18 protein-coding genes are annotated in these 21,924 nt (G+C 69.4%); 9 read left to right on the top strand and 9 right to left on the bottom strand.

Features of this window, described 5'->3' with window-relative positions:
* Window position 1 precedes the first annotated feature (1 nt).
* Both H4O13_17405 and H4O13_17400 read right to left on the bottom strand, forming a co-directional pair.
* Window positions 2-700 carry a glycosyltransferase gene (locus H4O13_17405; protein MBE5317174.1) on the bottom strand — a complete coding sequence of 233 codons (699 nt, stop codon included), beginning with the start codon at window positions 698-700 and terminating at the stop codon, window positions 2-4.
* Window positions 697-1,425 carry a glycosyltransferase gene (locus tag H4O13_17400; protein MBE5317173.1) on the bottom strand — a complete coding sequence of 243 codons (729 nt, stop codon included), beginning with the start codon at window positions 1,423-1,425 and terminating at the stop codon, window positions 697-699. The genes H4O13_17405 and H4O13_17400 overlap by 4 nt, the downstream gene beginning before the upstream one ends.
* A gap of 69 nt (window positions 1,426-1,494) precedes the next feature.
* Between H4O13_17400 and H4O13_17395 the strand changes: the two genes are divergently transcribed.
* Both H4O13_17395 and H4O13_17390 read left to right on the top strand, forming a co-directional pair.
* Window positions 1,495-3,633 (top strand): TonB-dependent receptor, encoded by a 2,139-nt coding sequence (locus H4O13_17395; protein MBE5317172.1) that lies wholly within the window; start codon window positions 1,495-1,497, stop codon window positions 3,631-3,633.
* On the top strand, window positions 3,600-4,865 hold the full coding sequence (locus tag H4O13_17390) for an exo-alpha-sialidase (GenBank protein ID MBE5317171.1): 1,266 nt from the start codon (window positions 3,600-3,602) through the stop codon (window positions 4,863-4,865). Before H4O13_17395 ends, H4O13_17390 begins: the two co-directional genes overlap by 34 nt.
* Before the next feature lie 69 nt (window positions 4,866-4,934).
* Here H4O13_17390 and H4O13_17385 read toward each other — a convergent pair whose 3' ends face one another.
* Window positions 4,935-5,600, bottom strand: coding sequence for a DoxX family protein (locus tag H4O13_17385; protein ID MBE5317170.1), 666 nt, complete (start codon window positions 5,598-5,600; stop codon window positions 4,935-4,937).
* 223 nt (window positions 5,601-5,823) lie between these two features.
* Here H4O13_17385 and H4O13_17380 point away from each other — a divergent pair, with 223 nt between their 5' ends.
* From H4O13_17380 to H4O13_17360, 5 genes are all read left to right on the top strand, one after another.
* Window positions 5,824-6,312, top strand: coding sequence for a sigma-70 family RNA polymerase sigma factor (locus H4O13_17380; protein ID MBE5317169.1), 489 nt, complete (start codon window positions 5,824-5,826; stop codon window positions 6,310-6,312).
* Window positions 6,309-6,953 carry a hypothetical protein gene (locus tag H4O13_17375; protein ID MBE5317168.1) on the top strand — a complete coding sequence of 215 codons (645 nt, stop codon included), beginning with the start codon at window positions 6,309-6,311 and terminating at the stop codon, window positions 6,951-6,953. Before H4O13_17380 ends, H4O13_17375 begins: the two co-directional genes overlap by 4 nt.
* Before the next feature lie 212 nt (window positions 6,954-7,165).
* Window positions 7,166-7,474 carry a hypothetical protein gene (locus H4O13_17370; GenBank protein ID MBE5317167.1) on the top strand — a complete coding sequence of 103 codons (309 nt, stop codon included), beginning with the start codon at window positions 7,166-7,168 and terminating at the stop codon, window positions 7,472-7,474.
* Window positions 7,475-7,811: 337 nt separating this feature from the next.
* Window positions 7,812-8,660: a DUF692 domain-containing protein gene (locus H4O13_17365; protein MBE5317166.1), complete on the top strand. Its 849-nt coding sequence runs from the start codon at window positions 7,812-7,814 to the stop codon at window positions 8,658-8,660.
* Window positions 8,644-9,411 carry a putative DNA-binding domain-containing protein gene (locus tag H4O13_17360; GenBank protein MBE5317165.1) on the top strand — a complete coding sequence of 256 codons (768 nt, stop codon included), beginning with the start codon at window positions 8,644-8,646 and terminating at the stop codon, window positions 9,409-9,411. Before H4O13_17365 ends, H4O13_17360 begins: the two co-directional genes overlap by 17 nt.
* Window positions 9,412-9,657: 246 nt before the next feature.
* Here the strand turns inward: H4O13_17360 and H4O13_17355 are convergent, their stop codons facing one another.
* The 3 genes from H4O13_17355 to waaA all read right to left on the bottom strand — a co-directional run bounded on the left by H4O13_17355 (window position 9,658) and on the right by waaA (window position 12,731).
* Window positions 9,658-10,101: a CoA-binding protein gene (locus H4O13_17355; protein MBE5317164.1), complete on the bottom strand. Its 444-nt coding sequence runs from the start codon at window positions 10,099-10,101 to the stop codon at window positions 9,658-9,660.
* Complete coding sequence (locus tag H4O13_17350; GenBank protein ID MBE5317163.1) at window positions 10,098-11,327, bottom strand: GGDEF domain-containing protein; 1,230 nt, start codon at window positions 11,325-11,327, stop codon at window positions 10,098-10,100. The genes H4O13_17355 and H4O13_17350 overlap by 4 nt, the downstream gene beginning before the upstream one ends.
* A gap of 84 nt (window positions 11,328-11,411) precedes the next feature.
* Window positions 11,412-12,731, bottom strand: coding sequence for a lipid IV(A) 3-deoxy-D-manno-octulosonic acid transferase (waaA, locus tag H4O13_17345; protein MBE5317162.1), 1,320 nt, complete (start codon window positions 12,729-12,731; stop codon window positions 11,412-11,414).
* 383 nt (window positions 12,732-13,114) lie between these two features.
* On the opposite strand from waaA, the gene H4O13_17340 reads away from it, so the two are divergent.
* Window positions 13,115-16,456, top strand: coding sequence for a S8 family serine peptidase (locus tag H4O13_17340; protein ID MBE5317161.1), 3,342 nt, complete (start codon window positions 13,115-13,117; stop codon window positions 16,454-16,456).
* Between the two features lie 547 nt (window positions 16,457-17,003).
* Here H4O13_17340 and H4O13_17335 read toward each other — a convergent pair.
* The 3 genes from H4O13_17335 to coaBC form a co-directional block, all read right to left on the bottom strand.
* The gene (locus H4O13_17335) at window positions 17,004-19,298 is read right to left on the bottom strand and encodes a phosphomannomutase/phosphoglucomutase (protein MBE5317160.1); all 2,295 of its coding nucleotides are present in this window, start codon (window positions 19,296-19,298) and stop codon (window positions 17,004-17,006) included.
* Between the two features lie 86 nt (window positions 19,299-19,384).
* Window positions 19,385-19,849: a dUTP diphosphatase gene (gene dut / locus H4O13_17330; GenBank protein MBE5317159.1), complete on the bottom strand. Its 465-nt coding sequence runs from the start codon at window positions 19,847-19,849 to the stop codon at window positions 19,385-19,387.
* Window positions 19,846-21,087 (bottom strand): bifunctional phosphopantothenoylcysteine decarboxylase/phosphopantothenate--cysteine ligase CoaBC, encoded by a 1,242-nt coding sequence (gene coaBC / locus H4O13_17325; GenBank protein MBE5317158.1) that lies wholly within the window; start codon window positions 21,085-21,087, stop codon window positions 19,846-19,848. The genes dut and coaBC overlap by 4 nt, the downstream gene beginning before the upstream one ends.
* 88 nt (window positions 21,088-21,175) lie before the next feature.
* On the opposite strand from coaBC, the gene radC reads away from it, so the two are divergent.
* On the top strand, window positions 21,176-21,850 hold the full coding sequence (gene radC, locus H4O13_17320; GenBank protein ID MBE5317157.1) for a DNA repair protein RadC: 675 nt from the start codon (window positions 21,176-21,178) through the stop codon (window positions 21,848-21,850).
* Window positions 21,851-21,924 lie beyond the last annotated feature (74 nt).

The following is a 21,924-nucleotide window of genomic DNA, read 5'->3' as shown; positions in this document are numbered from 1 at the left end:
CTCAGGCATGACGCGTCGACTCCAGCAGGCGTTCGATTTCATCCAGCACGCGCCGCTGCGCGGGCAGCGGCTCGGGCAGCACACGCAGCGCCTGGGCGAGGCACTGCAGATCCTCCGGCGTGTCGAGATCGCAGAGCGCGGGCAGGTCCAGCCAGTCGCCAAAGTTCGCCAGCGCCGCGCGGAACTCGCTGCCGGTGCGCGGCTGGCTGTAGGTCACGCTTTCCCAGAGCACTTCGGGGGCCGTTCGATTGCCGCCGTAGAGCCAGAAGCCGCCGTCTTCCGCTGGGCCGATGACCTGTCGCGCCGGCGACGCGCGCAGCCAGCCGGCGGCGCGCTGCAGGTGCTCGCGCCTGAGCTGGGGCAGATCGGCGCCGATCAGAATGCCGAAGCCATGCTCGCGCACCAGCCGGTGGTGCACGCGGGCCATGCGCGCACCGAGGCCGCCCTCGCCCTGCGGCATCCACTCGAGCCCGCCGCGCGCGGCCCAGAAAGCCGGCGCCAGGCTGTCGTCTTCAGCGATGGCCAAGAAGCAGCGCAGGCCGCTCTCGCGGGCAAAGCGCTGCAGCAGCTCGGAGACCGCGTCGGCGCAGGCAAGGTACAGGCGCTCGGCCGCAGCGCTGCCGATCGCACGCGCCAGCCGGGTCTTCACCGGCGAGAGTCCGGGCGTCTTCACGAAGACGGCCAGCGCGCCGACGCTCATGCGCGCCCGTCCTTCGAGAAGGCGCGCGCCTGCGTCCAGCTGAGCGCGAGAAAGCGCAGGGTGGTGCGCAGCCAGCCGAACTCGGCGTAGCGACGGCCGCTGGTGCGCACCCGTGCGCCCAGGGCGCGCACCGGCAGCTTCGCGCGATGCGCCGCCCACACCAGGGCGTGATCCTCGGCGCGCGGCAGGCGCTCGTCGAAGCCACCGAGCCGCTGGAAGTCCGAGCGCGGCAGGCTCAGGCCCTGATCGCCGAAGGGCAGGCCAAACAGTCGCGAGCGCAGGTTGGCGCCGAACGCGTTCAAGCGCAGCAGCGCGGGGCCATCGAAAAAGCCGAGGTCGAAGTAGTAGAGCGCGGCCGGGCGCTGGGCCAGCGCGGCCAGCGCGCGTACGGCGCCGGCATCGAGCCGCGAGTCGGCGTGCAGAAAGCACAGCCAGTCGCCGCGCGCCGTGGCCGCGGCCGCGTTCTGCTGGACAGCGCGCCCGCGCGGCGCACGCAGCCAGCGCAGACGCCCCGCCAGGGCGCCCGCGCGCGCATCCAGCTCGGCGGGGGCGGCGTCCACGCCCACCAGCAGCAGCTCCACATCCACCGGCAAAGTCTGCAGATCGCTCAGCAGGCTGCGCCAGGCGATCTCACCCGGGCCGAGCGGAATGACGATGGAAAGTCGAGGCTGCACCTGGGAAGTCAACGCTCTGCGGAACAGGGTGTCGCACGCTGACTGCGACATTCGGTCGCATGGGCAGCGTCGCGGGGGAGCCGAACAATACGCGGCTCCGCGTCGCCTGAGTGCAAACAGATGCTTCATCGGCCCCGTTCGACCCCGCTGTGTTCATTGTCCTGCGCCGTACTGATGGCGCTCGCGCTGTCCGCTACCGCCAGCGCCCAGGCCGCCGTCGGCATGGAGCTGGCGTCGGCCGCCAAGCTCGACGAGGTCGAAGTGAAGGGCGCAGCGCCCACCCCGCTGAAGCGCGCCGCGCGGGCCGCCTCGCGCCTCGATGTACCGCTTCTTCAACAGCCCATTTCGGCCGATGTGATCGACGCCGACAGCCTGCGCGCGCGCAGCGACGCCAGCTTCAACGAGGCTCTGGAGCAGGCGCCCGGGCTGGTGCCGGCCTACAGCTTTGGCGTGATCAACCTCAGCGGGCGCGGTTTCTCCGGCGTGTTCAACTCGCCGATCCTGTTCGACGGCGTGCGCTATCCGGGCTGGCAGGTGACGCCGCGACTGACCCTGAACTACCAGCAGGTCGAAGTGCTGCGCGGCCCGGCAGCGCTCACCGCGGGCCAGGGCTCGGTGGCCGGTGCGATCAATCTGGTGCCGCGGCGCGCCGACGGCCGCGCGGGCTCGAACGTGTATCTGGGCTACGGCCGCTACGGCACGACGACAGCGGCGCTGGGCAGCGGCGGCAGCGTGGCCGGCGGCGGGCTGGCCTGGCGGCTCGATGCCAGCCATCAGCAGTCGGGCGAGCGCGGCAGCTTCGGCTATGCGCGCGACACCAGCTTCGAGTTCCGCCACATCAATGCCGAGCTGGCTGCGCCGGTCAGCGACTCCCTGCGCCTGAGCCTCGCTTTCGAGCATTTCCTCGACGATGGCGAAGGCTATTTCGGTACGCCGCTGATCGATGGCCGCATCGATCCCAGCCTGCGCGACCTCAACTACAACGTCATCGATGACGCCGTCCGAATGGACGTCGACTGGCTGCGCGCGCGCGCCGAGTGGCAGCCCAGCGACGGCCTGCGCGCCTCGCTGGTGCTGTTCGGCAACGCCGAGGACCGCTACTACCGCAATGCCGAGGTCAACACCTGGCAGCCGGCGACCGGCCTGATCCGCCGCAGCGACTACCTGGAGGTCAGCCACGACCAGAACCTGCGCGGTGCGGTCGCCGATGTCGCCTGGTCGCACACGCTGTTCGGCCGCGCGCATCAGCTGGTGTTCGGCCTGCAGGTCGATCGCAACGATCACGACCGCAGCAGCGACAGCCCGTTCCGCTACACCGACACGGTCGATCTGCGGAACCCGGTGCGCGGCGTCTATACCAGCCTCGACACCTTCCAGCCGCGCACCGCCACCGACATCGCGCAGCGCTCCGCCTTCGTCGAGAGCGCGCTCGATCTCGCCCCGCGCTGGCGCCTGATCACCGGCCTGCGACACGACCGCAGCGAGGTCGACTCGCTCAACGTGGTCAGCGGTGTGCGCTTCGACAAGCGCTACAGCGCCGGCAGCTATCGGCTCGGTCTCACCTTCAGCCCGAGCGAGCAGACCACGCTGTACGGCTCGCTCGCGACCTCCAGCGAAGCGCCGGCGCAGATCACCACCCTGGGGCTGGCGAACGCGAGCTTCGACCTCACCGACAGCGAGCAGATCGAGCTGGGCGTGAAGCACAGCGGCGCGCGCGTCGACTGGACGCTGGCGCTGTACGACATCGCCCGCACCAACCTGCTGAGCCGCGATCCCGAGAACCCGAACCGGCTGATCCAGGTCGGCGAGCAGGCCGCCCGCGGCGTCGAGGCCAGCCTGCGGATGCCGCTGGGCGAGCGCCTGCGCGTCGAGGCCAGCGCCGCCCTGCTGGACGCGAAGTTCGAACGCTTCGACGAGGTGGTCGGCGGCGTTGCCATCTCGCGCCGCGGCAACGATCCCGTCGCCGTGCCGGAGCGCATTGGAACCCTGTGGGCGTTCTACAGCGCAAGCCCGACACTCGAGCTGGGCCTCGGCCTGCGCGGCGTCGGCGAAAGCGCGGCGAACACCACCAACACGGTGTATCTGCCGGGCTATGCCACGGTCGATGCCCTGCTTCGCTACGATGCGCCGCTGGGCCGCTTCAGCCTGCGCCTGCGCAATCTCGACGATCGCGTCTACGCCACGCGCCCCTACGGCGCCGGCCAATTCATGCTGGGAGAACCGCGGTGGTACGAACTCACCTGGCAGCGCAGTTTCTGAGTGTGTTCGGCGCGGGGCTTGCCCTCGCCGAGCCCGCCCGGCTGACGCCGATCGAGCTGCCGATCGAAGCCTCGGCGCTGACCCCGCATGTGGTCGCCGACGCTGCCAAGCAGCGCTTCCTGCTGAGCTGGCAGGAGCGTCTGCCGGAAGGCTGCGCGCGCCTGCAGGTCGCAACGCTGTCGATGGCCGGCGAACTGGGCGAAACCCGCGAAGTCGCGCGCGGCTGCGACTGGTTCGTCAACTGGGCCGACCACCCGCAGATCGCGGTCGCCGACAACGGCGGCTGGTGGGCGTTCTGGCTGCAGAAGGAGGGCGCGGGCACCTACCACTACGGCATCCGCGTTGCCCACTCGCAGGATGAAGGTGCGACCTGGTCCGCGCCGATCACCCCGCATGACGACGGCACGCTGAGCGAGCACGGCTTCGTGTCGATGGCGCCGGACGGTGCTGACCGCATGCGCCTGATCTGGCTGGACGGACGCCACGCCGCGGCCTCGCACCCGGCCGAGACCGATCTGCAGGAGGGCCACGGCGCCCACGAAGGCGCGATGAGCCTGCGTGCTGCCGTGCTCGACGCCCGCGGTGCGATCGGTGAGGGCGTGGAGCTCGACGCGCGCACCTGCTCCTGCTGCTGGACCGCCCTGCTGCGCCGGCCCGACGGCAGCCATCTCGCCGCCTGGCGCGACCGCAGCGAGCACGAGATCCGCGACATTGCGCTGGCCACGCGCGATCGCAGCGGCTGGCAGGTGAGCGGCCTGGTCCATGCCGACAACTGGAAGATCCAGGCCTGCCCGGTCAACGGGCCGGCCTTGGCCCAGCACGATGCGCGCGTGTTCGCCGCCTGGTCGACCATGCCGAATGCAAGTGAGATGGCGGTGCGGTTGCGCGTGCTCGGGGCAGAGGCGACGCCCATGCGCGTCGAGCAAGGGCCCGCGGTGCTCGGCCGCGTCGACGCCGAGGCCTTCGACGGCGGCGTGCTGCTGAGCTGGCTCGGCGCGGGCGCACCGGGCGAGAGCGTGCTGCGGCTGGGCCTGTTCGATGCTGAACTCAGCGAGCGCCAGCGCATCGATGTGGCTGCCCTGCCGGCAGGCCGCGGCATCGGCGTGCCGCGTCTGGCCGCACTCGGGCAGATCGCCGTGCTGGCCTGGACCGAGCCGAACGGCGCTGCCGCCGCAGGCGCCCCGGCGCCCACCCGTCTGCGCGCGGTGCGGCTCAGCGTGGGCGATGACTGAAGACAACGCGGATCAGGCGCGCGCCGGATCCGCGTGCGCGCTCGCTTGCGCGCCACAGCGCCGAGCGGATCAGCCCTGCCTCAGCTCACGCCAGAAGCCGCCACACGCCAGCACGGCCAGCACCGCGCCCAGCGCCATCAGGCCCAGACCCAGCGTCGGAAACAGCATGGCGATCGGCAGGCCCAGGCCGAGCCCGGCCAGTGCCCAGGCGACGCGGTCCACACGCGCAGCACCCGCTGCCGGCAGAGCGCGCGCGATCAGCGCATCGACACTCAACCGACCCCCGCCGCCCAGCACCAGCGGCAGCAGCATCAGCGCGAACAGCATCGGCAGCTTGAAGTTGCCGGCGCCGCTGTTGCGGATCGCATAGCCCTGCCACAGCTGGGCCAGTGAGCTCCAGTCCGCCGGCCAGTGCACCGCGGCGGTGGCGACGAAGCTCAGCACCAGCAGGCTGTAGGCGGCGAAGCGGGTGAACAGGCCGGCCACCAACAGCGCGGCCGCGCCCAGTTCGGCCCAGGTGGCGAGCCACCAGCTCAGCTCCGGATCGACGTGGTTGAAGGGAAACGGAAACTTCGACTGGACGCCGGTAAACCAGTTTTCGCCGCGCAGCTTTTCCAGCCCTGCCTCGCCGAACTCGTAGGCGAGGATCAGGCGCAGGCCGAGCGGCGCCAGCCAGGGCGCCAGGCCATCGAGTCGTGCGCGCAGGGCGCCGGGAAGCGTGTGGATTGGGGTCATGCGGAGAGTCCTCGGTCAGCTGGGCGTGAAGCGCCCGCAGAGGCGGTCGCGTCGCGCTTGATTGCATCGCCCTTGCGATCGAGCGCGTTGCACAGCACCGCGGCGCGGATGCAATCAAGCGCCCCGCTGGCGCATCCTTGGCCTTCGAACGCGGATCGCCGCGGGAGACCCCACCCATGCAGACCCTTGCGCACATTCGCTCACACACACGGACGCGGCGTTCATGAACCGGCTGGGCGACGAGGATTTCCAGCGCGCCTACCGCTACGCGATCGCCCTGACCGGCGAGCGCGAGCAGGCCTACGACGTGGTGCACACGGCCGTGACCCAGTGGCTGAGCGCAGCCACCGCCGCCGTCGAGAATCCCTTGGCCTACTTCCTGCGCATCGTGCGCAACACCTTTCTCGCCGACCAGCGCCGCGCCTCGCAGATGCGCTGGAGCCCGATCGAAGACGCTGAAGCGGTGATCCCGGCCGACCTGCGTGCGCTGGAAGATGTGCAGCTGGAGCGGGCCTGGCTGGAGCGGGTCTGGGGCGACTTCACCGCCGCCGAACGCGAGGTACTGTTCCTGTGGGCCGTCGAGGGCTACACCGTGGATGAGATCAGCGCGCAGACCGGTGCCCCGCGCGGCACTCTGCTGGCGCGCATGCATCGACTGCGCAAGAAGTTTGCCGGCGACGCCGACGGCGCGCGGGCGGGAGGCATGGCATGAACCCTTCAGCAAAGAAGCCACTGCGCGAGGCGCTGCGCGAACAGTTCGTGGAGCAGCGGCTGGACATCGCGCAGCTGGACGCCCTGCGCGCGCGGCTCGATGCCGCTGCGCCCTCAGCCTCGGGCGTCGGCAGCACGCCTCCGCGTGTACCACAGCCCGAGCGCCGCCGGTTCCTCGCGCTGGCTGCCAGCGTCACGGCGGCGGGTGCGGTCGGCTACTGGGGTCTGTTCGGCCTCAGCGCCTTCCGCGACACCAGCAACCTGCAGACCCTGGCCGACGAGATCGCCTACAACCATCTGTACGACAAACCGCTGGACGTGGCCTCCGCCTCCTTGGGCGAGCTGCGCGAAGCGTTTGCCGGGGTCGGTTTCCTGCTGCAGGACATCCCCTTCGAGCTCCCTGCAGGCGCCCAGCTGATCGGTGCGCGCCACTGTTCGATCGCCTCGGTGCCCGCGGTGATGCTCCGCTACCGCGTCGGTGCGGACGTCATCGGCGTCTGCCAGGCGCGCTTCGATCCGGCGCGGCATCGCGGCGTGCCCGATATGCAGGTGGCGGCGGCGCCCGCGACGGCGATGGCGCGCGGGCTCAAGGTCAGTCTCTGCCACGACCGCGGCGTACTGATGGCGATGGCCGCAGCGTGAACCGGCCGTCGGCACTCGGCAACGGCAGATTCGTACGCTGAGCGGGCAATCAAGCGCTGGCTTCCGCGCTCTTCGCGGCAAGGACACACGGAAGCTTTGCGTCCCACTTGAATCACGCGCCGCGCCGGGGGCACCCTCGCGCGTCGCGTCCAGCACCGCCCGCCGGGCGGATTCCATCCGGGCCCCGGCCCATGCCACAGAGGATTGAACGCATGAACAGCAACAGCAAGAACCTTGGTCTCGCCCTGGGCGCCGCGTTTGCCGCCAGCCTGATCGCCGCTCCCGTCGCCCAGGCCTTCCAGGTGCAGGATCTCAAGCAGGGCTACCAGCTCGTCGACGACCACAAGGAAGACGAGCCGAAGGAAGACAAGGAAGGCGCCTGCGGCGAGGGCAAGTGCGGTGAAGGCAAGTGCGGCGGCGAGCCCACCGAGGCTGAAGAGGGCGAAGAGGCCGACAAGGACAAGGAAGGCAGCTGCGGCGAAGGCAAGTGCGGCGAGGGCAAGTGCGGCGGCGCCGCCTGATCGCACGCGTGGCCTGAGCTGAGAGCTTCTCAGACCCGCGCTGCGGTCCAGGTGTTTTCGAAGAAGCGCGTGTTCACCGGCTCGCGTTGTTTGTAGGAGCCTGCTTGAAGGCGACCGCAGCCTGCGCCTTGCACACACCCTGCCGGTCGCGAGCAAGCTCGCTCCTGCAAACAGCCGGGCTTCGTGATGCAGCCACGGCAGTGTCGGGGCGAGGCTTCTGGCTCTTGAGAGACTGCTGCGACGCGCACCCGCCGCGGGTGCGCGTCGCACGGTCGGCAGCGGGCCTCCGCGATCGCTGCCGGTAACGTTCTGTTTTCACCGAGATCGAAGGCACACCATGGATGCGCTGTCGCTATGCGGCTTGGGCCTGCGCCGCCCGCTGCTGGACGAGCTTCTGGCCCTGCCGCCGGGTCGCGTCGGCTTTCTTGAGCTGGCGCCGGACAACTGGATCGGGGTGGGCGGCAAGCGGCGCGAGGCCCTGGATGCGCTGCGCGAGCGCTTCCCGATCTCGGCCCATGGCCTCAGCCTCTCGCTGGGCGGGCCCGAGCCTTTCGACACGGGCTACCTCAAGCGTCTGCGCGCGTTTCTCGATGCGCTGGGCTGCCCGCTGTACAGCGAGCACCTGAGCTACTGCAGCGACGAGGGCCAGCTCTACGACCTGCTGCCGCTGCCCTTCACCGAGGAAGCGGTGCGTCATGTCGCCGCGCGCATCGGTGAGGTGCAGGACGCGCTGGGTCGGCGCATCGCGATCGAGAACATCAGCTACTACGCGGCGCCCTATCAGGCCATGGCCGAGATCGACTTCCTCCGCGCCGTGCTGGATGAGGCCGACTGCGATCTGCTGCTGGACGTGAACAATATCCACGTCAACAGCATCAACCACAGCTACGACGCGCTCGCCTTCCTGCACGCGCTGCCGGCCGAACGCGTGGCGAGCCTGCATGTGGCCGGCCACTACGTCGAAGCGCCGGATCTGATCATCGACACCCACGGCGCCGCCGTGATCGATCCCGTCTGGGCCCTGCTGGACGCGGCCTATGCGCACTGCGGGCTGAAGCCGACCCTGCTGGAGCGCGACTTCAACTTCCCGCCGATGCATGAACTGCTGACCGAAGTCGACCGCATTGCGGCGATCCAGCATGCATACCGCGAGCGCACCGAGCCTGCCCATGCCCGCCGCGCCTGAGACCCTGCGCCAGCAGCAACTGGCGTTGGCGCACTGGATCCGCGATCCCGCCAACCAAACGCCGCCACCGGGCATCGAACCGCGCCGGCTGCAGGTCTATCGCGAGTTGATCCGCAACACCGTGGCCGGGCTGCTCAGCAGCCAGTTTCCGGTGATCCGCCGCCTGCGCGGCGAAGCGTTCTGGAACGCGCTGATGGACGATTTCATTCGCGAGCACCGCGCGCAGACGCCGCTGTTTCCGGAAGTGGGCCAGGAGTTCATCGCGTATCTGTCGGCACGCGCTGAGGCCGGCCGCGGCGACCCGCCCTTCCTGCCTGAGCTGGCGCACTACGAGTGGGCCGAGCTGGGCATCGCGCTGTCCGATGCGAACGAAGACCCCGCAAGCATCGACCCGCAGGGCGACCTGATGCAGGGCGTGCCGGTGCTGTCACCGCAGGCCTGGCCGCTGGCCTATGTGTGGCCAGTCGACCGCCTGCGTCCCGAGCACCAGCCGGATGCCCCGCCCGCTGAACCGACCCTGCTGCTGCTGCAGCGCGCGGCCGACCACAGCGTGAGGTTCGCGCGTCTCGATCCTCTCGGCTTTGCCTTGCTGGAGCAGATCCGCAGCGCGCCGGACACCGGCCTGGCCCTGGTGCAGCGCTTGGCCGTCGCCTGGGGCCTGGAGGCCGACGCGCTGATCGCGCCGGCCGCCGCCCTGCTCGCAGCGATGCGCGAGCGCGGGGCGGTGTTGGGGACGCGGCGCCTGGGCTGAGGACCGCGCTCGCGGCTCGGGCAGGCGATGCGTGGTCACGCGCCAACGAGCTTCACGCTTCCGCTTCGATGGCTTCTGTTGCGCAGGCGCCTGGCAGGCTGTTGAAGAACAGCCTGCCGGCCCGGCCAGGAATGGCCGGCACGACGAAGCAAGCGCGTAAGCGATGGCTTTGTCGTGAGGCGGTACGGACCTGCGCCGGACGGCCGACTTGAAAAGCTCCCCGGAAGGGAGTTTTTCAGCAAGCTGCTAGCCCACAGCGATCAAGCGCCGGTGCTCGACCATCAGACAGCGGTCCTGCACGACATCGATGCCTGCGGCACGCAGCTGCGCGGCGAAGGCGTCGTCGCGGATGCCCGACTGCAGCCAGACGCCCTGCGGCCGGGCGGCGAGGATGTCGTCGAGATGCGCGGCGAGGTCCTGTGGACGACGAAACACGCAGACCAGATCGAGGCGACCGGGAACGTCCTGCAGACGCCGATACACCGGTGCGCCGAGAATTTCGGTGGCCTCCGGGTAGTAGACCGGCACAGGAACGATGTCGATGCCCGCCCGCTGCAGGGACTCGGGAACGTAGTAGGCCGGCTGCGCCGAGGCCGCTGCCGTCTTGATGCCGAGCACCGCGATACGGCGCATACCGCGCAGCCAGTCGCGCAGGGCGCTATCGCCGGGCTGTTCGGGCAGAGCGCTCATGCTGGATCCCAGGCCAGTGCAGCCGCCTGCAGGCCCGCCGGCCGTGCGACCACCACACGCTGACGGCCCTGCTGCTTGGCGGCGTACAGCGCCTGGTCGGCGCGTCCGAGCAGACTGTCGAATCCACCGTCGTCAGCCTCAAGCCCGGCTATGCCCGCGGAAAAGCTGAGCACCACCTGCTCACCTTCCCATTCGAACGGCGCATCGAGCAGGCTGCGCTGCAGACCGGTCAGCAGCTGCGCCACTGCCTCGGGTGCACTGTCGCGCGACAGCAGGCAGAACTCCTCGCCGCCCGCGCGCGCCGGCATCTCGTGCTCGCCGCAGAGCGCTCGCAAACGGCTGCCCAGATGCTTGAGGGCGAGATCACCGGCGGCATGGCCGAAACGGTCGTTCAAGCGTTTGAAGTGGTCGACATCGAGGATCGCCAGCGTCAGCCTGCCGCCGCGCGCTCGCGTCTGGCGGATCGCCTGCTGCGCGGCTTCGACAAGGCTGCGCCGGTTCGGCAGGCCGGTCAGGAAATCGGTGGAGGCGGCTGACTCCCAGCCGAGGCGCACGCGCTCCGAGCACATCGCGAAGAAGGCGCTGGTGCCCACCAGTGGCAGGGCGCACATCAGCAGCAGCTGCAGTACCAAGGGGCCGCGTCCGATGTCGACCAGCGCGGACACCTGCGGCGGCTCGATCAGCACGTGGACGGCCCGCACCGTCACGGCCAGCGCAAGCGTTGCCAGCGCGAAGCGCAGCACGCGGCGGCTGACCCGTGGGGCCAGCGGCGTGTCCGTGCTGAGCAGGCGCAGGCCCATCACCAGCAGCACGGCGAGGCCCAGCGAGGTGAACAGAATGCGCGGCGCCAGCCCGCTGTCGAGCGCCGTGGCGGCCACGATGGCGAGGCCGCAGACAAGGCCGGGCAGCGCCTGCGTCCAGTGGAAGCCGAGCCCGTTGAAGCGTCGCAATGCATGCACGTAGAGGCTCATTCCCGCCAAGGCAGCGAGATGAGCAAAAGCGGTCAGCGCCGAGGCCGGCAAGTAGGCGGCCAGCTCGACTTCGTGAGCGAACACGGCGCCGCCCAGCCACTGCAGCGCGATCCCCAAGCCCCAGCTGCGTGCACTGGGCTTGAGCTCATCCGCCAGGCTGGGCAGCAGCAGTGCGAACGCGGCGGCGTTCAACAGCACCAGAAGCAGGGAGACCTGCAGCAGGGTTCGAGCGTCGAGGGTGAGCCAGTCGAGCATGGACCGCAGGCAGAAGGAGCCAGCGGCATTCTAGTCGCGCTGCGGGCGCGGCAGGCAGGAGCGCGCCGACAAGCGGTCGAAGCCTCAGCGCCCGCGCAGGCCGGGACGGCTGTCGCTGGCGTCAGCGCCCGGCTCGATTTCGCCGCGCAGCACGCGGCCGATCACATCGAGCGTGCGTTCGACCGCACCGCGCTCATGGCCGACCGTGCGCTTGCAGGCTTCGCCCATCTGCGCGCGTCGAGCGGGATCGGCCAGCAGCGTCTGCAGTGCCCGCGAAAGGTCTTCGGAATCGACCACGCGCAGCGCTGCGCCCTGCTCCAGCAGCAGGTCGGTGACCTCTTCGAAGTTGAAGGTGTGCGGGCCCACCACCACCGGCACGCCCAGCGCCGCGGGCTCCAGCACGTTGTGGCCGCCGATCGCTTCCAGCGAGCCCGCCACAAAGGCGACATCGGCGCAGGCGATGAAATTGACCAGTTCGCCCAGGGTGTCGATGACGAAACACTGGCTTTGCGGATTGGGCTCGTCGTCTTCACTGCGGGTGCGGGTGGCGAAGCCATAGCTGCGGCACAGCTGCACCATCGGCTTGAAGCGCTCGGGATGCCGCGGCGCGACCAGCAGCAGGGCATCCGGGAAGCGGTTCAACAGCCGCGAATGCGCTTCGATGATCGCCAGCTCCTCGCCCTCGTGGGTGCTGGCGGCGATCCACACGGGCCGCTGCGCCCCCCAGCGCGCGCGCGCTTCGGTCGCCTCGGTGAACAGCTCCGGCTTCACCTGCAGATCGAACTTCAGGTTGCCGACGACGCGCAGGCGGTCCGGCCGCGCGCCCAGGCTGAGAAAGCGGTCGGCGTCCTGCTGCGACTGCGCGGCGACGAAGCGCGCGCTGCGGATGGCCGCGCGGATGATCGGCCGCACCGGCCCGTAGCCGCGCAGCGACTTGTCGGACAGGCGCGCATTGGCCACCACCACCGGGATGTCGGCTGCCTCGCAGGACAGGAACAGGTTCGGCCAGATCTCGGTCTCCATCACCACCGCCAGCTGCGGCTGGGTGGCGTCGAGGAAACGCCGCACCGAGCCCGGCAGGTCATACGGCAAGTAGACGTGGAAGACGTCGTCTCCCCAGAGCTGACGCACCCGATCGGAGCCCGTGGGCGTCACTGTGGTCAGCACGAAAGGCAGGTCGGCGTAGCGGCGCCGCAGGGCTTCGACCAGCGGTGCCGCGGCATTGACCTCACCCACCGAGACGGCATGCACCCAGATGCTGCGCTCGAAGCGCGGCGACTTGAAGTGACCGAAGCGTTCGCGCCAGCGGGCGTAGTAGCCCGGCATGCGCAGCCCGCGCGCCAGCAGCCGATAGAAGATCAGCGGCGTCAGCAGATACATGGCAAGCGTGTAGAGCAGACGCATGGGGCGCTACGGTCCTGGCGCTGGGGCCGCCTTCAAGGCGGGGCAGGATAGCAGGGGGTGGCACGGCCCCCGCAGTGGGCCCACCCCCGCAGCCTACGTCTCCCGGACCACGCTTCCTGCAACCTGTCGTGAAGTGCCAGTGAAAGCGAGCGCTGCTATTCTCACCGCTCGCAGCCGGGGTCCGTGGGGGAGCCCGGTCGGCGGCGCGTAGAACGCGCCCGCCCGCGCCAGCGCAGGGCCCTCCGTCGGATCGAACGCTCCTTGCGTTTCGCAACGCCTGCCGCGTGCGGCGTCGCGACTTTGGCGCCTGCACGTGCAGTTCGCACGACTCGCCACCGCGACACCAAAGGGGCCGGCACCGTCCGGCCGGGGATGAAAAAACGATGCGCTTCTGGATTCCAGGCCTGCTTCTGCTTCCGCTGACCTGCGCTGCCGCCGAGGACGGCAAACGCTGTCAGGTGTCGTTCGATGCCGCCACGCTCGATGTGTGTACAGGTGAGCTGAAGCTCGCCCATGAGGCGCTGCGCCCGCTGGGCCGCGCCGAGCAGGACTCAACGTTCCGCATCGTCAAGTTCGATGCGCCGATCCGCGCCGAGCAGCGCCGCGCGCTGGAAGCCCAGGGCGTACAGATCCTGGGCTACGCGCCGCACTACGCGTATCTCGTGCGCATGGACGCCGCCACCGAGGGCCGGGTGAAGGGGCAGCCGGGCGTGCTCTGGACCGGCCCCTACCTGCCGGTGTGGAAGGTCGACGTCAACCTCGCCAATGACCTCGCCCTGGCGCTCCATGGCGGCAAGGGCGTCTCCATCTCGGGCGAGGCCGGCATCGAACAGCTCAGCGTGGCCCTGCAGCCCGGAGTGGATGCCAGCCGCAGCCGCGGCGCCCTGCGTGCTGCGCCGGGCTTGGAGTATCAACGCACCGAAAAGGCCTTCGATCACGAGCGCGTGGTGTTCAGCTTCGAGCGCAGCAGCCTCGCTGAAGCCGTGACCCAGCTCGCCCAGAATCCCGACGTGGCCACCATCAGCCTGCGCTGGCCCATGCGCCTGTCGAACTCCCAGGCCGGTTGGCTGCATCAGAGCGGCAGACAGACGCCGCTTGCCGGCTCGATGCCTGCCTTTGAGAACGGCCTGTTCGGCTGCGGCCAGATCATCGGCGCTGCCGACACGGGCTTGCATGCCAGCCACTGTTCCTTCGCGGACACGAACTTCGGCCAGCCGGTCATCTCGGTGTGCGCCACCGGCACGAACTGCTCGCCGGTCGCTGCCAACTTCGCCCATCGAAAGATCGGTGCGCACTACAAATGGGGTGGGAGCACCTCCGGTGGCCCCGCTGACGGCGACGGTCACGGCACTCATGTGTTCGCCAGCATCGCCGGCAACAATCCCGCCACCGGCGCCGTCGACTGCAGCGCTCGCAGCAGCCCGGGCGGCCTGACCGACCTCGACGGCACCGCGCCCGGCGCCAAGCTGGTGTCCCAGGAGTTGGGCCCCAGCCTTGAGTACCTGAACGATCTCGGTGGAACCATTTTCCACGCGGCGCAGGTGGCCTACCAGAACGGGGCCCGGACGCACAGCAACTCCTGGGGCGGCGGCTGTCGCAACGCGAACAATCAGTGCATCGCCAACTGCCTGGTGCAGTACGACAGCTTCACCCGCGACGCTGACGCCGTCGTCTGGCAGCACCCGCAGCTCGCGCTGCTGGTCGCAGCCGGCAACAGCGGCGGGCTGGGCGGCAGTACGGGCTGCGGCCCCGGCGCCGATGTCGGCTCGCCCGGCAACGCCAAGAATGTGTTTTCGATCGGCAGCAACAGTCGAGGCGCATCGGGCAACAGCATGTCCAACTTCTCCTCGCGCGGACCGACCGTGGACCGTCGAGTGAAACCCGACATGACGGCGCAGGGGGGAAGCATCGTTTCGGCGTCCGTGACCGCGTGTGGCACCACCACCATGAGTGGAACCTCCATGGCCACGCCCACCGCCGCCGGCCTGTCAGCCCTTGTGCGCGAGTATCTGCAGCGCGGCTTCTACCCAACTGGCGTCGAGAACCCTGACCACGCGCTGCCGACACCGTCCGCGGCGCTGATCAAGGCGATCATGATCAACGGTGCGCAGGAGATCACCGGCACCGGCACGACAGGCGGCGCGCCGAGCCAGTCGCAAGGCTGGGGCCGCGTCAATCTCGGCAACAGCCTCTACTTCGATGCCGACACACGCCAGCTGTGGCTGGAGGACAACACCGCAGGCCTTGAGACGAACGCCGTTTTCAGCGAGACCCTCTCGGTCGAAGCGGGCGCTCCGCTGATCGTGACATTGGCCTGGCACGACGCGCCGGCCCTCGTGAACGCCAATCCGCACGGGGTGAACCAGCTGCGTCTGGAGGTACAAGCCCCCGACGGTCAAGTCTGGACGCAGAAGCTGCCGGCCGACGGCGGCCTGACCAATCCCAACCCGGTCGTCGATACCACAACGGTCAACTACGACGATCGCAACAACGTGCACAGCATCGAGCTGCCCACACCCGTCACCGGCAGCTACATCGTGCGGGTGCGCGGCATCCAGGTCGCACAGGGTCCCCAGCCCTTCGCGCTGACCGCGACCGGCAAGTTGACGGGGGTGTTCGAGCCCGACTTTGTTCTCCAGGCCAACGCCCAGGCGGCTGGCATCTGCGCGGGCGATCCCCTCAGCGTGAGCATCGGCGCCAGGGCGTTCGTAGGCTTCAATGATCCGGTCACGCTCAGCCACTCCGGCTTGCCGGCGGGCCTGAGCGGCAGCTTCTCGGTCAACCCTGTGGTGCCCACCAATCCCGCAGCGGCCAGCGTGCTGTCGATTACCAATACGGGCACGCTGCCGGCCGGCAGCCTCAGCTTTGACATCACCGCCAGCACCAGCGGCCCGGGCTTTCCCGCTGCCAGCAAGAGCCGGACGATCAGCGTGGCGGTGGACGCAGAACCCCCCGTCGCTGTGGGTCTGGCCTCACCCGCAGACGCGGCGGTGAACCTAACGCTGCGGCCGAACCTGAGCTGGGATGCGATCCCCGGCGCCACCGGCTATCGCGTTCAGATCGCGAACAATCCGCAGTTCACCAGTCCCTTGGTCGATGTCACCCAGGCAGGCACCAGCTACAGACCCACCACAGCGCTGGCATCAAGCACCCAGTTCTACTGGCGCGTCGCGGCCAGCAACCGCTGCGGCGCAGGCGATGCCTCGGCGGTGCGCAGCTTCACCACCAGCAACATGATCTGCAGTGAGCCCGCGCTCAGCATTCCGGACAGCAACACCACGGGGGCGACTTCGCTGCTCAACGTCACCAACACTGGCGCACTCGGCGCTCTGCGGCTGGGGCTGAAGATCGACCACAGCTACATCGGCGACCTGCGCGTGTGGCTGAGCAAGGGCACGACCACGGTGGAGCTGATGAATCGGCCCGGCGCGAGCCGGTGCAGTGGCGACAACATGGATGTGATCCTTGCCGATGGCGCGCCGCTCAGCGTGCAGACCAACTGCACGGCGAGCACCCCGGCCTACACCGCTGGCGCGGAGTACACCCCGGCCACTCCGCTGGCCGCCTTCGCCGGCACGGAGCTTTCGGGCCAGTGGTCGCTGCGGGTTTCGGACAACGCGGGCGAAGACACCGGACAGCTGGTCAGCTGGTGCCTGCTGCCAGCGGCTCCCGCTGTGGCGCCCGATGTCTTCAAGAACGGGTTCGAGGCGACGCCCCAGCGATAAGGGGATGCGGGCCGGACCGCCACCCTCGGCTCGCGACCGCTGCTGCGCCACTACCGGGGCCGGACGTGCATCGTCCGGCCCCGGTTTTTTGGGCCTCGGAGCAGCGCGCGCGTGTCTGCAAGATCGAAGTCGAAACGCCTGGAGGAGACGCTGACAGGCCCCAACGTCGAGGCCAGCGGGCCAGCGCTGCGCTCAGGCAGGCACGCGATCGGCCTGCCTGTTGCCCCGACAGGGCGTCGCGAGTGCAAGGCAACACGGATCAAGTCCAGGCAGCATTGGATCCGTGGTCGCGAGTCCGGCGTCGCAGGACTTGCTTCCGCTGGACCCAACACGCAAGTGCTAGATCCGCGCGCGCAGCCGCGACGGCGCGCGACAAAGGTGTCGACGGACACAAGCGCCCGGGCACTGGCGCTACCGGGGCCCGGAACTCCCAACCCGAACCCGTGCCCGCCCTGACGTCGCTGGGCGCACGGCGGCCGCGGCACTGGATTCCTGGGACGCGACGGCCCCGTCCCGAAGACATCACCCTTCGAGGGCGATCGCGAAATCAGAACGGCAGCTTGAGCCCGGCATCCACGGCCAGCAGCTGTTCGCGGAAGGCCTCCTTGATGCGTGCGAGCGCCGACTCGTTGTCGGCATCGAAGCGCAGCACAAGGCAGGGCGTGGTGTTGGAACAGCGCACCAGGCCCCACCCGTCCGTCCAGTCGGCGCGGATGCCGTCGATGGTGGCGATCTTCGCGCCCTCGAAGCGCGCGCGCTGCGCGAACCTCTCCATGTAGGCGTAGTGCGCGCCCTCTTCCATCTTGACCTTGAGTTCGGGCGTGGAAACGCCCTTGGGCAACTCGGCGAACACCTCGGCCGGTTCGCGGCCATCCGCCGCGAGGATTTCAAGAAGACGCGCTGCCGAGTAGATGCCGTCGTCGAAGCCGAACCAGCGTTCGCGGAAGAAGAAATGGCCGCTCATCTCGCCGGCCAGCTCGGCCTCGGTCTCGCGCATCTTGGCCTTGATCAGCGAGTGGCCGGTCTTCCACATGATCGGGCTGCCGCCATTGCGCAGCACGTGTCCGGCGAGGTGCCCCGTGCACTTGACGTCATAGATGATCGCAGCGCCCGGGTTACGGCTCAGCACGTCCTGGGCGAACAGCATCAGCAGGCGATCGGGGAAGATGTTCTCGCCGTCGGCGCTGACCACGCCCAGGCGGTCGCCGTCGCCGTCGAATGCGATTCCCAGATCGAACCCGAGCCGCTTGACCATCATCGTGAGGTCACGCAGGTTCTCTGGCTCCGACGGGTCCGGATGGTGATTGGGAAAGTGCCCGTCGACATCGCAGTAGAGCGGCTCGACCTCGCAGCCGATTGCCTCCAGCACCGCCGGCGCTATCACGCCGGCGACGCCGTTGCCGCAGTCGACGACGACGCGCAGGCGGCGTTCCAGCTGGACATCGCCGCTGATTCGCGAGACGTAGTCGTCGAGGATGTCGAACTGCTGCAGACCGCCGTTGCCGCCGTCGTTGAGGCGGCCTTCGGCGATGCGCCCGTAGAGATCCTGGATGGCCCCGCCGTGCAGGGTCTCACCGCCGACGACGATCTTGAAGCCGTTGTAGTCCGGCGGGTTGTGGCTGCCCGTCAGCGCGATGCAGCAGCCGGTATTGAGCTGGAAGGCGCCGAAATACACCACCGGGGTGGGCGCCATGCCGATGTCGATGACATCGCGTCCGGCTGCGCGCAGGCCTTCGATCAGGGCTTCCGACAGAACGGGACCCGACAGACGGCCGTCCCGGCCCACCACGATCTCGCGCAAGCCCTGCTCGGCCATGAGGCTGCCGACGGCCTGGCCGATCAGACGCGCAACGCCTTCATCCAGACTTTTTCCGACCACGCCCCGAATGTCGTAGGCGCGAAAGATCGAGCGGTCGACGTTGACGTTCGCGCGCCCCTTCGGCGCGGTCGCAGAGGCGGCGGCGGGGCTCGGCTTCGACTCGACCTTGGGCTGCTGCGCCAGGGTCTGCGCAAAGGTCGGCTCGTCAGCGCGAACGGGGGCGGCGTGAAACGCGGGGTCGCGGCGCAGCTGCCAGACCAGCAGCACGCCGAGCAGGATGGCGATCATGCCGAGACCCATCTGCATGCTCGGGTCGTAGGGAATCAAGGTCACCACGGGCGGCGCGGCGATGCCCATCAGCAGTCCACTGTCCTCGATCGGCACGCCGTGGGCATCCGCGGCGAGGCTCGCGTTTCCGCTGCTGACCAGGATGCCAGCGTCGGTGCGTAGGTCGAGATAGCCGCCGGGCAGGTCGGCGTTGCGAACGGTGTCGATGTAGGACTGCACCGGGAACTCGGCAAGGATCACTCCCAGCACCCGGCCGTCTTCGATCGAGGGCGCGGCGATGCCCATCACGACATCGCTGCCGCGGCCGATCGGGCCGACGACCGGGACGCTGCCGGCGCGGGCGCGATTCAACAGCTGCAGGCGGCTGTAGCCGAAACCCGCGATGTCCTGCTCGAAGACCTCATCCAGCTTGGCGCTGTAAGCGGTGAGACTCGGCGCGTCATTCCAGACCCGCACCGCCCGCTCCTTGGCAGATTCGAGGGCGCCTGCGGCGAGGTCCGCGCGCAGGTACGGATCGTTGACGGCGCGCTCGATGCGGCGGATGCGGGCGGCGATGTCATCGCTGATGGTGGTGGCCAGGCTGGCGCGCAGCGTCTCGAGGCGTGGGCCGGCGCGATCGCTCTGCCAGGCAACAAGGCCCTGCCAGATGATCAGAAGCCCGCCGACCAGGGCCAGCAGTGCGATCACGAGATAGGCGGGCCGCCGCAGCGCCAGCACCTCGGGCGGCAGCTGCATCGGTTCCTTCTGCTTCTTCCTGCGCTTGGTCATCGCCCCGTTCTTCCCCTGCGCCCGTGAGCGTCTTCGCCCAGGCTTCCAACGTCTCAACGAACCCCGGTATGCCCGAAGCCGCCCTCGCCGCGCGCGCTGGCCTCGAAGGCCTCGACGCGCTGCAGCGTCACCCGCTGCACTGGCATTACCACCAGCTGCGCGACGCGATCCCCGGGGGCGACCTCACACGTCTGCGCGCTGCGGTTCCACAGGCTGATCATCAGCGGGCCCTGATAGTCCGAGTCGATCAGACCCACCAGATTGCCCAGCACCAAGCCTTGCTTGTGGCCCAGCCCCGAACGCGGCAGCACCACAGCGCACAGGCCCGGATCGTTCAAATGTATCGCAATGCCCGAAGGCACCAGCATCGACTCACCCGGCTGCAGGCGGAGCGGCGCCTCGATCATGGCGCGCAGATCCAGCCCGGCAGCGCCGGCGGTCGCGTACTCCGGCAGCGGAAACTCGCGCCCCAAGCGCGGGTCCAGAACCCGCAGCGCCACCGGCACCGGTGCACTCATCGCTGGCCTCCGAGGCGTTCCGCGATGATCTCCAGCAAAAGACGGGCCACTTCTGGCTTGGGCGCGGTCTCGATGCGGGCGCGGCCGCCCTTCCAGAGCACGGTCAGCGCGTTGCTCTCACTCTCGAAGCCCAAACCCGGTGCGGCCACATCGTTGGCGGCGATCAGATCCAGCCCTTTTCGTTCCAGTTTGTCCCGCGCATAGGTTTCAACCTCGCGGGTTTCGGCAGCGAAGCCGACCACCAGCGGCCGATTCTGACGCGCGGCGGCTTCGGCCACGATGTCCGGATTGCGCACGCAGTCGATGTTGAAGGTGTCGGCCGACTTCTTGATCTTCTGCTCGGCGCACTCGCGCGGCCGATAGTCTGCGACCGCAGCCGCCGCGATGAACACGTCCATGCCTTCAAGCCGCTGCAGCACGGCCTCGCGCATCTGCGCCGCAGAGCGCACGTTGATGCGCTGCACGCCAGGGGGCGTGGGCAGCACCACCGGGCCCGCGATCAGAGTGACCTCGGCGCCTGAGGCCGCCGCCGCTTCGGCCAGGGCGAACCCCATCTTTCCCGAACTGCGGTTGCCCAGGAAGCGCACGGGATCGATGTCCTCGTAGGTGGGTCCGGCATTGATGAGAAAGCGCCGGCCCGAGAGACCGGGCACGCGCGGCGCCAATTCCGCCAAGGCCGCGGCAGCGATGTCGGCGGGCTCCAGCATCCGCCCCTCGCCCGTCTCGCCGCAGGCCTGCGCACCCACGCCGGGACCCAGCACGCACACACCGCGTGCGCGCAGCAGCCCGATGTTCGCCTGTGTGGCGGCGTGCGCCCACATCAGTCGGTTCATCGCCGGCGCCGCCCAAAGCGGGCGGTCCGACGCAAGGCAGAGCGTGGTCAGCAGGTCGTCCGCCCGCCCCTGCGCCAGGCGCGCCAGCAGGTCAGCGGTCGCCGGCGCCAGCAGGATCAGATCGGCCCAGCGGGCCAGCTCGATGTGCCCCATCGCGGCCTCGGCGGCGGCATCCCAGAGCGAATCGCGGACCGGGTTCCCCGACAGCGCCTGCAGGGTCAAGGGGCCGATGAAGTGACGGGCGCTGGCGGTCATCACCACCTGCACTTCGGCGCCGCCGGCACGCAGCAAGCGCACCAGCTCGGCCGACTTGTAGGCGGCGATGCCGCCAGAAACGCCCAGAAGAATGCGCCGCGCGGAGGGAGCTGCGGTCACAGGAAAAGTCCTACCCCGAAAACGGCCGATAGATTACCCGAAAGGGCCGGGCTCTCCGGCAGGCGGAACAGGCCTCCTCTCGGCACGCTGGCCTGATTCGCTGCAGGACCACGCCCGTATGTCGATCCGTCATTGGCCGGAGGCCGAGCGCCCCCGCGAGAAGCTGTTGAAGCGCGGCGCTCAAGCCCTGGGCGACGCCGAGCTGCTGGCCCTGTTCCTGGGCTCGGGCACCGCTGGCGAGGATGCCGTGGGCTGCGCCCGGGGCCTGATCGCCCGCCACGGCGGCCTCGCGGCGCTGGCTTCGCTGGGCTCGGAGGCCCTGCTGCGCGAACGTGGCCTGGGCCCGGCACGGGTCGCCCTGCTGCTGGCGGCGCACGAGCTCGGCGCGCGCTGCTTGAGTGCACAGCTTCAGCGCGGCCCCGCCATCAGCGACGAGCGCAGCGCTGGCCTGCTGTTCCGCCAGCGCCTGCAGCGTGCACCACACGAGGTCTTCGCCTGCATGTTCCTCGACAGCCGCCACCGCATGCTGGCCTTCGAAGAGCTCTTCCGCGGCACCATCGACGGTTCGGAAGTGCATCCGCGCGAGGTGGTGCGGCGCTGTCTCGCCCACAACGCCGCCGCCGTGATCTTCGGCCACAACCATCCCAGCGGGGTCGCTGAACCTTCGGCGGCAGACCGCCAGATCACCCGCCGACTGCAGGACGCGCTCGCCTTGATCGACGTGCGCGTGCTGGATCATTTCATCGTGGGCGAAGGCGAGCCTTACTCGTTTGCGGCCAGAGGGATGATCTAGCCGTCCGGCAGTGGTCCAGACGTCGCGGGTCCGGACTCGTTCGGCCGCTGCGCGGCGACGCCTTCGCTGCGCTA

The sequence above is a fragment of the Lysobacterales bacterium genome, assembly GCA_014946745.1.
Taxonomy (GTDB): Bacteria; Pseudomonadota; Gammaproteobacteria; order Xanthomonadales; family Xanthomonadaceae; genus Aquimonas.
This window is presented reverse-complemented; position numbering and strand designations above follow the sequence as displayed.

Excerpts from the sequence above, each read along its gene's own strand:
- H4O13_17365 (MBE5317166.1), top strand. The coding sequence starts at position 7,812 with ATGGATGCGCTGTCGCTATGCGGCTTGGGCCTGCGCCGCCCGCTGCTG.
- dut (MBE5317159.1), bottom strand. The coding sequence starts at position 19,849 with ATGAGTGCACCGGTGCCGGTGGCGCTGCGGGTTCTGGACCCGCGCTTG.
- H4O13_17380 (MBE5317169.1), top strand. The coding sequence starts at position 5,824 with ATGAACCGGCTGGGCGACGAGGATTTCCAGCGCGCCTACCGCTACGCG.
- H4O13_17350 (MBE5317163.1), bottom strand. The coding sequence starts at position 11,327 with ATGCTCGACTGGCTCACCCTCGACGCTCGAACCCTGCTGCAGGTCTCC.
- H4O13_17405 (MBE5317174.1), bottom strand. The coding sequence starts at position 700 with ATGAGCGTCGGCGCGCTGGCCGTCTTCGTGAAGACGCCCGGACTCTCG.
- H4O13_17340 (MBE5317161.1), top strand. The coding sequence starts at position 13,115 with ATGCGCTTCTGGATTCCAGGCCTGCTTCTGCTTCCGCTGACCTGCGCT.
- H4O13_17375 (MBE5317168.1), top strand. The coding sequence starts at position 6,309 with ATGAACCCTTCAGCAAAGAAGCCACTGCGCGAGGCGCTGCGCGAACAG.
- radC (MBE5317157.1), top strand. The coding sequence starts at position 21,176 with ATGTCGATCCGTCATTGGCCGGAGGCCGAGCGCCCCCGCGAGAAGCTG.
- H4O13_17335 (MBE5317160.1), bottom strand. The coding sequence starts at position 19,298 with ATGCAGCTGCCGCCCGAGGTGCTGGCGCTGCGGCGGCCCGCCTATCTC.
- H4O13_17360 (MBE5317165.1), top strand. The coding sequence starts at position 8,644 with ATGCCCGCCGCGCCTGAGACCCTGCGCCAGCAGCAACTGGCGTTGGCG.
- H4O13_17355 (MBE5317164.1), bottom strand. The coding sequence starts at position 10,101 with ATGAGCGCTCTGCCCGAACAGCCCGGCGATAGCGCCCTGCGCGACTGG.
- waaA (MBE5317162.1), bottom strand. The coding sequence starts at position 12,731 with ATGCGTCTGCTCTACACGCTTGCCATGTATCTGCTGACGCCGCTGATC.
- H4O13_17400 (MBE5317173.1), bottom strand. The coding sequence starts at position 1,425 with ATGTCGCAGTCAGCGTGCGACACCCTGTTCCGCAGAGCGTTGACTTCC.
- H4O13_17385 (MBE5317170.1), bottom strand. The coding sequence starts at position 5,600 with ATGACCCCAATCCACACGCTTCCCGGCGCCCTGCGCGCACGACTCGAT.
- H4O13_17370 (MBE5317167.1), top strand. The coding sequence starts at position 7,166 with ATGAACAGCAACAGCAAGAACCTTGGTCTCGCCCTGGGCGCCGCGTTT.
- H4O13_17395 (MBE5317172.1), top strand. The coding sequence starts at position 1,495 with ATGCTTCATCGGCCCCGTTCGACCCCGCTGTGTTCATTGTCCTGCGCC.